This is a genomic window from Neobacillus drentensis (assembly GCF_036962765.1).
Classification (GTDB): Bacteria; Bacillota; Bacilli; order Bacillales; family Cytobacillaceae; genus Neobacillus; species Neobacillus drentensis_C.
The window spans coordinates 1-11,249 of sequence record NZ_JBALOS010000299.1; the positions used below are offsets into that span (position 1 = coordinate 1).

Annotated in this window: 11 protein-coding genes; 10 read left to right on the plus strand and 1 reads right to left on the minus strand. The window is 37.2% G+C overall.

Features of this window, described 5'->3' with window-relative positions; genetic code table 11:
• The first annotated feature begins 274 nt into the window (after positions 1 to 274).
• From V7137_RS27440 to V7137_RS27475, 8 genes are all read left to right on the plus strand, one after another.
• Positions 275 to 1,717, plus strand: coding sequence for an amino acid permease (locus tag V7137_RS27440; protein ID WP_335701002.1), 1,443 nt, complete (start codon positions 275 to 277; stop codon positions 1,715 to 1,717).
• Between the two features lie 115 nt (positions 1,718 to 1,832).
• The gene (locus V7137_RS27445) at positions 1,833 to 2,006 is read left to right on the plus strand and encodes a hypothetical protein (RefSeq protein WP_335701003.1); all 174 of its coding nucleotides are present in this window, start codon (positions 1,833 to 1,835) and stop codon (positions 2,004 to 2,006) included.
• A 115-nt stretch (positions 2,007 to 2,121) separates the two neighbouring features.
• Positions 2,122 to 2,469, plus strand: a complete 348-nt coding sequence (locus V7137_RS27450) for a PadR family transcriptional regulator (protein WP_026566891.1) — start codon at positions 2,122 to 2,124, stop codon at positions 2,467 to 2,469.
• Positions 2,450 to 3,085: an HAAS signaling domain-containing protein gene (locus V7137_RS27455; RefSeq protein ID WP_335701004.1), complete on the plus strand. Its 636-nt coding sequence runs from the start codon at positions 2,450 to 2,452 to the stop codon at positions 3,083 to 3,085. The genes V7137_RS27450 and V7137_RS27455 overlap by 20 nt, the downstream gene beginning before the upstream one ends.
• A 68-nt stretch (positions 3,086 to 3,153) precedes the next feature.
• Complete coding sequence (locus V7137_RS27460; RefSeq protein WP_335701005.1) at positions 3,154 to 4,638, plus strand: DUF4153 domain-containing protein; 1,485 nt, start codon at positions 3,154 to 3,156, stop codon at positions 4,636 to 4,638.
• Positions 4,639 to 4,876: 238 nt separating this feature from the next.
• Complete coding sequence (locus tag V7137_RS27465; protein WP_335701006.1) at positions 4,877 to 5,752, plus strand: ABC transporter permease subunit; 876 nt, start codon at positions 4,877 to 4,879, stop codon at positions 5,750 to 5,752.
• Positions 5,749 to 6,738 (plus strand): ABC transporter permease, encoded by a 990-nt coding sequence (locus V7137_RS27470; RefSeq protein ID WP_335701007.1) that lies wholly within the window; start codon positions 5,749 to 5,751, stop codon positions 6,736 to 6,738. The genes V7137_RS27465 and V7137_RS27470 overlap by 4 nt, the downstream gene beginning before the upstream one ends.
• Positions 6,739 to 6,843: 105 nt before the next feature.
• Positions 6,844 to 7,338: a DinB family protein gene (locus V7137_RS27475; RefSeq protein ID WP_335701008.1), complete on the plus strand. Its 495-nt coding sequence runs from the start codon at positions 6,844 to 6,846 to the stop codon at positions 7,336 to 7,338.
• Between the two features lie 197 nt (positions 7,339 to 7,535).
• On the opposite strand, the gene V7137_RS27480 is transcribed toward V7137_RS27475, so the two are convergent.
• Positions 7,536 to 8,330, minus strand: a complete 795-nt coding sequence (locus tag V7137_RS27480; RefSeq protein WP_335701009.1) for a TIGR00266 family protein — start codon at positions 8,328 to 8,330, stop codon at positions 7,536 to 7,538.
• A 340-nt stretch (positions 8,331 to 8,670) separates the two neighbouring features.
• Between V7137_RS27480 and V7137_RS27485 the strand changes: the two genes are divergently transcribed.
• Both V7137_RS27485 and V7137_RS27490 read left to right on the plus strand, forming a co-directional pair.
• A complete protein-coding gene (locus tag V7137_RS27485; RefSeq protein ID WP_335701010.1) occupies positions 8,671 to 10,419 on the plus strand; it encodes a SulP family inorganic anion transporter in 1,749 nt (582 codons plus the stop codon).
• A gap of 21 nt (positions 10,420 to 10,440) precedes the next feature.
• On the plus strand, positions 10,441 to 10,794 hold the full coding sequence (locus V7137_RS27490) for an ArsR/SmtB family transcription factor (RefSeq protein ID WP_335701011.1): 354 nt from the start codon (positions 10,441 to 10,443) through the stop codon (positions 10,792 to 10,794).
• Positions 10,795 to 11,249: the final 455 nt, after the last annotated feature.

Consider the following 11,249-nt stretch of genomic DNA (forward strand, 5'->3'; position numbering starts at 1 on the left):
TTTTGTGCATGCAAACATATTTTGCTATAATGTTCAAATAATGTTCATAATCAGGGCAAATCAAGTTTGGCATGAAACTTGCATTTAATAATTTTGAAAATATAGTGATAATTTAGAAATTATTTTTCTGTTGTTAATAGACTACTATTTTCATATAATTTCTAATGCAAAGGTTTTTTCCACACTTGCCTTGTAGCAAAATAATTATCCTATTATTTTAGTATTGAAAGGTTTGAAAGCGTATTCTCGTTTTAGGGGAGAAGGGGGAAATGTAATGAATTTACAGGAAAACAGTTCAAATCATGAATTAAAACGGACGATGAAGGCGAGACATTTATTTATGATCTCATTAGGCGGGGTAATCGGATCAGGTCTTTTCTTAGGTTCAGGCTATACGATAAGCCAGGCGGGGCCGACTGGTGCGATTCTTTCTTATATAGTCGGCGGTTTTATCATGTTTTTAACCATGCTATGTCTCGGTGAATTATCTGTCGCTATGCCGGTTTCTGGTTCATTTCAAACGTATACGACGAAATTCATTGGGCCTGGTACGGGATTCGCGCTTGGCTGGCTATATTGGTTAGGTTGGTCTGTAACTGTGGCATTGGAGTTATTATCTGCAGGACAGCTCATGCAAAGATGGTTTCCGGATTCGCCGATCTGGATGTGGTGTGCAATTTTTGCCGTCGTATTATTTTCACTCAATGCCCTCTCTGCTCGTGCGTTTGGTGAAACTGAATTTTGGTTTTCAAGCATTAAAATCTTTGCCATTATTGCCTTTATCGTTCTTGGAGGAGCAGCGATGTTTGGTTTAATTCACTTAAAAGGTGGACAACCAGCGCCATTTTTCTCAAATTTCACAGCACATGGGTTATTACCACATGGATTTACGGCCCTAATTATTACAATGATTGCTGTTAACTTTTCGTTCCAAGGAACAGAATTAATCGGGATTGCGGCTGGTGAGAGTGAAGAACCAGAAAAAACGATTCCGAAATCAATCAAACAAACAGTTTGGCGTACATTATTTTTCTTTGTTTTAGCCATTTTCGTGTTAGCCAGCTTAATCCCTATGAAACAAGCTGGAGTAGTGGAAAGTCCATTTGTTGTTGTTTTTGACAGTATTGGTATTCCGTATGCAGCTGACATTATGAACTTTGTTATCCTAACCGCATTACTTTCTGTTGCAAACTCCGGACTATATGCTGCCACACGGATGCTATATGCCATGTCTAAAGAGAAAATGACTCGACCTGCACTTGCGAAAGTAAATAAACAAGGTGTTCCAATCAACGCGCTAATTTTGACCATTGGAATTGCTTTATTATCATTATTGTCAGGATTCTTTGCTGAAGAAACGGTTTTTGTTTGGCTCCTTTCTATCGCGGGATTAGGTGCTCAAGTTGGTTGGATCTCGATCACAGCTTCGCAAATTGCTTTCCGTAGAAAATTTATCCGTGAAGGCGGGAAGTTAGAGGAACTTAAGTTCAGAACTCCACTCTATCCGGCTCTGCCGATAATCGCATTAACATTAAACTGTATTGTTCTTGGAAGTTTAGCATTTGATTCAGAACAACGTTTAGCTCTTTACCTTGGAGTACCGTTTGTCGTAGCTTGTTATTTAATTTATCATTTTAGAATTAAAAAGAACCGTGAAGTAGACGGTACAGCAACACAAGAATTACAATTGCATGATAATAAAAAAATGGTTATCTAGTTTGAATTGAACTGCATCCCAATTGTTGGACACGATCTAACAATTGGAGGTGCAGTTTTTTATTGTTCGGATAAGTTGTAGGAAAAATCAAATACTATTTATCGAGGTGATTTTAATGGGAAAATGGAATGAACAAGCAGCACCCAATAACAATTTAGCACCGAGGACCATCAAGCAAGGCGAATTAGTAGGAGATGCTGCAAAACATGAGTTTTCAGAGGAATTATCTGATGGAGGCGAGCGCGACAAAAACATTAAAGTGTTGAGAAATAATGGCAGGGTAAAATAGGGGAAGAACTGATTAGTGGCGATGAAAATCGTCACTAATTTTTTTAAGTTCTTTACAATGACGTGGTTTTGATATAGAATTTCTATGTACCTAATAAATCTAGGTAGGTGATAAAATGTTTAACCGTGAATTAGTCAAAGGCAGTACATCATTAATCCTTCTTCAGTTATTAAACGAGCGGGATATGTATGGCTATGAATTAGTGAAAGAACTAGAGCAGCGCAGTGATAATGATTTGAGTGTTAAAGAAGGAACCTTGTATCCTGCACTTCACAAGCTTGAAAAACAAGAGTATATAGAGTGTTATTGGCAGGAGCAGGAAAAGGGCCCAGCCCGGAAGTATTATAAAATTACAAAAGCAGGAAAAGAATTGTTGGGTGAAAAAACCCGTGAATGGCAAGACTTTGTTAAAGTAATGAACAAAGTGATAGGGAGATCGAAGCATGGAACGGCCGAAGAATAGGTTTCTTGAAGAGTTGGCAAAGGGATTAGGAAACCAGTTAGATAAAAAAGAAATACTCCGTGAATATGAATCTCATATCGATGAAATTCTGATTGAATCGGAATGTCAGGACGAGGCTGCAATATATGAATTACTTGTATACCGCCTTGGCAGTCCTGAGGAGATTGTCCAAATATGGAGAGAAGAATTTTCTGTCACGCCCAGTAATATGAAATGGCTGTTTATCCTTTTAAATGTTCTTTTTTTCGGAGGAGGCAGCTTACTTACCTTGGCCCACAATGTCTATCAATGGGAATGGCTTGCGGTTGCATGGAATCATTTAACTGCGATACCAACATTAATTGCTTTTTTATATATATTTTTCTGGGCTTTATTAGGATATGAAATTGGAAAGGGATTTGGTCATAATGGAAGAGTGCTTCTTAATAGGACGTTTTTACTATCTCTTATTCCTAATTTATTATTAATGGTCTTGACGGTATTTGAGATCATCCCGCATGCTTGGTTTGCCCCATTATTGACCAAAACGTTTATTATTGCTTGTATCATTTTTACCATTATCCTTTATCCAATCAGTTGGATTGGCTATCGGTGGGGGAGAAAAGCTTCGGTATAAGCATTTTTTTTGCATATATACCTAGTAAAACTATATATATAGAAAATCTAAGTAAAAGAGGGATGAAAATGGAAACGAAAATAGAAACGAAAATAGAAACAAAAATAGGCAAAGGTGCTTGGATCTTTTTATTCTTATGTTTACTGCTTGGAATTTTGGGTGAAGAAGCATTTTTTCGCAGTGAGATAGGGATCTCCTACTTCGTATTTATTGCTGCTTTTTACGCGGTGTTTATGTGGCGCTATCGCCACTTTCGTTTTTCCCATCAACGGTTAGGATACTTGATTCTTTGTTGTATTTGGCTCCTTTCAGCTAGTTACGTCTTAAATAACAACATACTTTTTTATGCTTTAAATATCATGGTGATTCCGGGGTTGGTTATCTTTCATTTAGCGTTAATCACAATTCCGGAAAATATTAAATGGAATAAACCTGCTTTTATAACGTTAATCTTGACACGCCTCCTGCAATCACTAAAATTTAATATCGGTTTCGTAAATTTGATAGGAAAGAGTTTAAAACAAGGAGTCCACGAAGACAAATTATTAATATGGAAAAAGGTGGGTCTCGGGATTGCAATCTCACTGCCAATACTATTTGTTGTATTGAATTTACTCATATCGGCAGACTCTCAGTTTGAACAATTAATAGGCGGCATTCCACAATGGTTCCAAGTCATTAATGCTGAGCGGATCATTAGATTAATGATTATTCTTTTCTTAACTGGAACTTTCTTTGGCTTTATGCAAATCCTATCTGGCAGACATTTTAACGTGATAAAACGGCAAACAAACGAAGAGGCATTTAAAATCGATGGGATTATTTCTATTACGGTTCTTGTTTTAATAAATGCCGTGTATCTATTGTTTACACTCGTCCAATTTAGGTATTTCTTCAGCGGTACTTTACAAGCGGACTTTACCTATGCAGAATATGCTCGAAAGGGATTTTTTGAACTCCTGTTTGTTACTCTGATCAATCTATCCATAACTGTCATCGTGTTAACCTTTGTAAATCGTGCTGCTAGATTTATGCAAAGAGCAACACAAATTATGCTAACCATCCTCGTTCTAGCGAGTTCTATCATGCTTAGTTCCGCATTCCTAAGATTAAGTATGTACGAAGACGCATATGGATTTACGTTCACAAGAGTGCTAGTCCATTCGTTTATGATATTTCTTGTCGTTATTTTTACGTACACTCTAGTGAAAATTTGGGTAGAGAAACTTTCACTATTTCACTTTTATTTTATTTCTTCACTAATTTACTATACAACGATTACTGTGATTGATCTGGATAAGATCGTCGTAAATGAAAATATGACCCGTTACGAACTGAGCGGCAAAATTGATGTTCACTACCTCAATAGTTTGTCCTATACAGGGGTTTTAGGATTAATCGACTTATATGAAAAAGATAAGAATATACCGGAATTAAAAACCATTCTCTTAGAGAGAAAACAGGAAGCAGCAGCTCAAAGTTTGCCATGGCAAACATATAATCTTAAACGGGAGCGGATGTTCTCCGAACTAAGGAAGTTGGATATTAACTAGTTGAAAGACGATTCGGTATTTCGAATCGTCTTTTATTTGATTTGCTGTGTTAGAGGTCATTATTGATTTTCTAACTAAGTTTGATTGAAGCGCCAGGAGCGCAAATCAACAGACAATTTTAACACAGCCATTTGAATTAAAATTGTTTTAATTAAATTAGAATATTGCCAAAATACCAATTAAATGGTACAAAGGGAAAGGACTGTATTTTTTAGTATAAATTAGTGGGTGAGAAAGAATGAAACCGTTTTTCCGTGTTCTGATTAGAATTGTATTAGTAATTGCAGGCTTTCTCTTTATTTTTAATCTTCCATCCTTATTTGGAATCGGAAAGAATCATGTGGTGTTTAATTACAAAACACTCTGGATCAATGTGAAGTCAGATTTTCAATTATTAGTGGATGTTAAAGATATTCATTACTTAGAGTTTTTCAAGGAGTTAGATATAGCTGAGAGCTATCAGTACACGATGACGATTCTCGTTGCCAGCCTCCTCCTCATTATTTTCCTTGCAACAGTTATCGCTGTTTTGATTATTCTTTCTCCAGAAAAGGTAAGAAATCGTTTGAAAAGCTTGGTCAATTTTTTCGAAGCAGTTCCTGATTTATTAGTAATCTTTTTATTTCAGTTTTTTGTTATCACACTATATAGTTCTACCGGTTTAAAATTTTTACAGCTGTATGGGTTATTTGGTCATAAACCCTATTTTGTTCCAATTATGACGGTTTCTTTTCTGCCATTTTTCTTAATGCTGCAGTTTCTCATCAAAGTGATCGATGAGGAACAAATGCACCAATATGTCCGCTATGCCAAGGCAAAGGGGATGGGGCGGATTAGAACACTACTTGTCCATATCATGAGAAATATTGTACCGCTCTTATTAATGCAGCTTCGCACGATTGTGTGGGTATTGTTATCCAACATTTATCTGGTTGAATTTTTTTTTAATATTAATGGGTTTAATCAACAATTTCTAAAGATTATTTTTATGGGCGGAGATTTCGCATCACTAGTTCTCAGTTTATTGATGTTATCGATTCCACTATTGGTAATGGAGGCAGCAGGATGGCTAATTTCTAGGGTGATTAAAGGGAGGGAGCCAATAAGTATATGAGAAAATATAAAAAAACGATCATCGGTTCCACAGTGCTTACGATCCTCCTAATTATGAGTATTTTGTATCCCTTTTATGGACCAAAAGACTTTAATCATCAGGTGCTGGTGAAAAATGAACAAGGAGATATTCTTGACAGGGCACCGTTTCCCCCATCAGAAAAGCATTTACTGGGAACCAATCGCAATGGTGAGGATATGCACTGGCTTCTCCTTTATGGTGCAAAATTTACATTAATCTCGGCATTTGGAGTTGCTCTATTGAGGGTTTTATTTGGAGGGATTTTTGGTATTTTCCTATCTGTGTGGGCGCCTTTCTTAAAAAGTTATGTGAAAGACTTCTTTCTTACGTTTCGTTACGTCCCATCGATCCTAATTGCCATCATTTTAATGATTCCGATTGTGGGTGATTTTAATGACGTGGACATATCTTCCATTGTTACCTATCAAATTATCATTCTTGTATTTATCGGATTTCCTTCTGTTACGATATTCGCTTCAGATGTAATCGATGAATTATTAAAAACGTCATTTGTGCAAAGTTCTAAGTTGATGGGGGCAGGGAAACTACATATTGTAAGAAAACAATTGATGCCCTATCTCCGTTCCTACGGAATTTTATTTACTGTCCAGCAATTTATTAGCACACTCCACATTACGATGCAGCTTGGTCTGTTCGGCATGTTTCTTGGAGGTAGAAACAGGGCAGGGGTTCTAGGGTACGATGAACCACCAAAGCCCGCTACGCTTTCTAATGAATGGGCTGGCTTAATCGGTCAAAATTTTAGCGAATTTCTTCGTGCCCCATGGTCTATCTTAACTCCAGTGGCAGGATTCTTTGTGGTAATTGTCATCGTGAATGTTATTAAGAAAGAACTAGAAGAGAATTTATATGGAATTAAGACAGTAAAAAAGAAAGAGAAAAAAGGTAAAAATACGAATGCTATTACATATTCCTCTGACAAATTTGAATTTGTTCAAAAATAGTAGAGCGAAAGCGATGAGAAAATTCGCAGGAAACCAGGCAAAAGCAAAAAAACAGGCATTTTGTTTTAGTTTTAAAATATATCTTAGTATAAAACTTGAGGAGAGTTGTCGATAAGCCGAAAAGATGTAATTTTAGAACAATTTTTATTTACTCATAACAGAAATGGCTGGTTTGTTTCGTTTCAAAGTGCAGTTGAAGGGCTGACGCCGGAACAAGCTAAATGGAAGAAATCAGAATCGGACAATTCCGTTTGGGAGCTGGTAAACCATCTTGTGTTTTGGAATGAATACTGCTTAAACAAATTTAAAGGCATTCCTAGTCCAAAATTGGAAGGCAGTAATCATACCACATTTTATAATAGAGGCGAATTAGGGTGGCAACAGACAGTTGATCGTTTTAATTCTATGATGTCCATTTGGTATGAAACGATTGAGACATGTGAGGACGATAAATTAGACCAGTCCTTTAATCCAGAAACCAAGAGTTCCTGGATAACGACATTATCTTCTCTAGCACTTTATAATGCCTATCATATTGGCCAAATTGTCACGATTCGTAAAATGCAAGGATCCTGGGATAAGGCTCAGGGGGTAAATTAATACTTTTTATCGGAGGAAACCGGGCATATGCTCGGTTTTTGCTTTTCTAGGGGATTCGAGAATGGTGGTTTTATGATATATCTACAAAATTTCAAATTTATCTACAAAAAATTAGAACATATCTACAAAAATTAGAATATATCTACAAAATATCCTCCTCGTACCAAAAAGCAGGATCAAATGATCCTGCTCCATAATCAATCCCCATTAAATATATCAAAAATGCCTCGAGCAATACTTCCTTCATCTTTTGCCCCGCCGCGAGCAGGTGCTGCTGCGAAGACTCGGCTGGCAAGACGGCTAAATGGCAATGATTGAATCCACACGGAACCTGGTCCGCGCAGTGTAGCGAAAAACAAGCCCTCACCACCAAACAATGCTGTTTTAACCCCTTTTACAAATTCAATATCGTAACTAACATTACTCGTCATCGCCACTAAGCAGCCTGTATCAACCCGTAATGTCTGACCTGGCAAGAGGTCTTTCTTAATAATCGTTCCGCCTGCATGAACAAAAACAAGCCCATCGCCTTCTAACTTTTGCATGATAAACCCTTCGCCTCCGAAGAAGCCCGCGCCAATTTTACGTTGGAATTCGATCCCAACTTGAACCCCTTTAGCTGCAGCAAGAAAGGCATCTTTTTGACAGATTATTTTCCCGCCAAGCTGGCTTAAGTCCATTGGGATGATTTTTCCAGGATATGGTGAAGCAAACGAAACACGTTTCTTACCCATACCATTATTAGTGAAGGTTGTCATAAACAAGCTTTCACCAGTAAGCACGCGCTTTCCAGCACTAAACAGTTTCCCCATTAGGCCGCTTCCGTTACCTCCGCCGCTGCCATCACCAAAAATAGTCTCCATATGTATGTCATCTTCCATCATCATAAAGCTTCCAGCTTCTGCAACGACTGTCTCTTGCGGATCCAATTCTACCTCAACAAACTGCATGTCATCCCCATAGATTTTATATTCAATTTCGTGGTTATTCATTTTTTTCCCTCCATTTAATATAATGGCTAACCTATCTCTATTATAAAAAATTTAGGAAAAAAGTGCTAATTTTAACCGAATAAAAATAAAAGGACGCCTGTTTACACAGACGTCCTTCGCGTATTGAGGCGAAAAACCACACTCCACATAGTGTGCTCCAAAAGGAATGTTTCTCGACTTACACAACTCAGCTCATCGCTTAGCTATTGTAACATGGTCCTAATAAACTAACAAGTGTTTTTTAAAAATATATTTTTAGACAAAATGCTTGAAATAGAAGTTAAATTATCATATATTCAAATAATCAGATATATAAAATAAGAAGATGAGAAGGGTTAATATGTTAATGGACAATAGATTCCATCATTATTCCATAAGGAATGTGCCAAAGGATCTCCTGTCAGGATTGATTGTCGGGGTAATCGCAATTCCACTGGGAATGGCGTTTGCTATTGCTTCAGGGGTGAAGCCAGAATATGGGATCTATACGACGGTTGTTGCAGGGATTCTTATCTCCTTATGTGGTGGATCAAAGTATCAAATAGGCGGTCCTACCGGTGCGTTTATCCCCATTTTATTTGGGATTGTCATGACATACGGCTATGAAAATCTCCTCATCGCCGGCTTTCTCGCTGGGTTTATTCTGTTTTTGATGGGCATTTTTAAACTTGGTTCACTAATTAAGTATATTCCTAGACCTGTAACGATTGGATTCACCACAGGAATAGCCGTCACCATATTTACTGGTCAAGTTGCTAGTTTCCTTGGTTTAGAGGGAATAAAAAAACATGAGGAATTTATTAATAATGTTCAAGAAATTTTTGTTCATTTAGACACTATGAATCTGTTTAGTATTTTAACAGCAGCTATTTGTTTTGGGACTGTTATCATAACGCCAAGGATAGCACCAAGAGTTCCAGGTCCGCTGATTGGCTTAGTTGTGTCCTCCGTCATCGCAACATGGTTTTACCCAACACAAATTGCGACGATTGGAACGGCCTATGGACAAATTCCAAATACATTACCTGAACTAAATATTCCAAACCTGAATATCGAGATGATTGTTAAGATGATTAAGCCCGCATTCATCATTGCGATGCTAGGCGGAATTGAATCATTATTATCTGCTGTTGTGGCAGACGGAATGACGAATAGTCGTCACAATAGTAATAAAGAGTTAATTGGGCAAGGTATTGCCAATATGATTACCCCTTTATTTGGCGGAATTCCAGCAACTGGTGCCATTGCACGGACAGCAACCAATATTAAAAATGGAGCCATTTCACCGTTTTCTGGAATTATCCATGGGATTGTTGTCTTGTTAGTCTTGATGTTCTTTGCACCCTATGCTTCGTATATACCTTTAGCAAGTATGGCACCAATCTTGATGGTTGTAGCATGGAATATGAGTGAAAGAAAAGTGTTTTCCCATATTCTAAAAACAAAATCGACAGATTCACTCGTCTTACTGGTTACCTTTTTATTAACCGTTTTCGTGAATTTAACAATCGCTGTTGAGGTTGGGTTAGTCATGTCCGCTATCCTTTTTGCCAAACGAATGAGTGACGTGATGGTTACAGCAAAGGCTTTACCTAATCGAAAACATAAACATGAGAAGGTAGAGTCAGGAATTGTCTCTGATACCAATGATTGCCCACAAATTAGTATTTTTAATGTGGAGGGCCCATTATTTTTCGGGGCAGCGGAAAGTTTTGAAAAAACGATTATGAGCACAATCAATTATCGGCCGAAGATACTATTGTTACGTATGAGTAAGGTTCCTTTAATGGATACAACGGGAGAAGCAACTTTATCAAGTATTGTTCGACATTTTTCGAAAAATGGTATAATCATGATAACAGGTTTAAATCCGCAGCCAGAATGTGTCTTGATAAAGACAGGTTTATATCATATCATCGGCGAAAAACATTTCTTTGAACATACTGGTGAAGCCATCCAATATGCCCTTGAGCAAATTAACAAAAACAAGTGCCTTGGTTGTAAACATTTTGCCTTTAGGGAATGTAAAAAATTATCAGATGCCGAGGCAGTAGAGGGCAGCAGGACAAAGCTTACTGCTACTTTCTAAAAAAGCATGGGAGTGGACAAATTGAATCTTGAAATGCAACAATTTAAGGCGGAATTTTTCAAAGCGCTAGCACATCCATTGAGAATCCGCATTTTAGAGCTATTAGCCGAAGGGGATAAGAATGTCAATGAAATTCAAACCCTCGTTGGCAGTGAAGGGTCGGCCGTTTCCCAGCAGCTAACTGTGTTAAGAGCAAAGAATATTGTCTCTGGAACAAAAGAAGGTAACAAGGTCATTTACACATTAAAGGACCCGATGATCATCGAACTGTTAGCCGTTGCAAGACATATCTTTAACAATCATCTCGTAGACACAATCACGATCCTTGACAAATTTAAAGAAGATGAAGAAGAAGTATCGACCTCGGGGAACTAAATTTTTGAATCTAAAAGGTGCAAATTTAAAATCTTCCGAAAAACACTTGGTATTTCAGATCATATCGAGTGTTATTTTTGTATAAGTAGCGGGATTTTATACATAATGGCAATTCCTGGTCCGGCACTAAAATACGCTTTCTTTTTGATAAAATGCAAACGCTAAAATGAATGTCGAATTTTGTCGAATATAATCCAAAACAAGAGAGAATTGTAGAAAGATAGAGGTTTTTATTGGCCTGTGCTTTGTTGACATTTAAGCTATTAGAATGCTAAAATTTAGTCAGCCGTTGCACGAGATTAGATTTATATTACAAGCTTGTTCAAAGTTTTAACCGATGTTTGGATGAGGAAATGAAGGTAAAGCTATCACGTTGTAATTTGGTGAATTTACACATGGCTTACGTGTATAAGCCAATAGGAGGATTTTTTTTCATGAAAAACGGTAAAGTAAAA